The sequence below is a fragment of the Kocuria oceani genome, from assembly GCF_029524215.1.
Classification (GTDB): domain Bacteria; phylum Actinomycetota; class Actinomycetes; order Actinomycetales; family Micrococcaceae; genus Kocuria; species Kocuria oceani.
Genome location: NZ_JARAMH010000060.1, coordinates 1 through 693, shown reverse-complemented (window position 1 = coordinate 693; position 693 = coordinate 1). Strand labels below are relative to the sequence as shown.

At 67.4% G+C, this 693-nt stretch carries 1 pseudogene; it reads right to left on the bottom strand.

Going from position 1 to position 693, the window contains the following annotated elements:
* Nucleotides 1–693, bottom strand: a pseudogene (locus tag PU704_RS19960) (transposase family protein); the annotation flags it as partial.

The following is a 693-nucleotide window of genomic DNA, read 5'->3' as shown; positions in this document are numbered from 1 at the left end:
GGAGTCGATGGAGTAACCCACGATCCGGTTGGAGTGCACGTCCTTGATGGCGCAGAGGTAGAGCTTGCCTTCGGCGGTCTTGTGCTCGGTGATGTCGGCCAGCCACAACTGGTTCGGCCGGTTGGCGGTGAAGTCGCGCTCGACGAGGTCGTCATGGACCGGCGAACCTGGCTTGCCGTTCTTGCCGCGTTTCTTGCCGAACGCCGACCACCAGCCATTGGCGGAGCAGATCCGCCATGCGGTGCGGTCGCAGGCGGTATGGCCGGCGTCGCGGGCCTCGTCGGCCAGGTAGCGGTAGCCGAACTCCGGGTCGTCGCGGTGGGCGTCGAACAGAGCGTTGGCCAGGTAGGCCGCCTCGAGCTCGGCGTCGGTCACCGGGTCGGCCAGCCAGCGGTAGTAGGGCTGCCGGGCGATCTTGAGCACCCGACACGTCACCGCGACGGGGATCCCGTCGGCGGCCAGCTCACGGACGAGCGGGTACATCATTTTCCCGGCAGATTGGCCTGCGACAGGTAGGCGGCAGCGCGGCGCAGGACCTCGTTCTCCTGCTCGAGCAGACGGATCCGCTTCTTCGCCTCTCGCAGCTCAACGTTCTCGGCCGCCGGCGTTCCGGGCTTGAGACCGTCCTCGACGTCGGCTCGGCGCATCCAGTTGCGCAGACAGGATTCCGCGATGCCGAAGTCGGCAGCGATC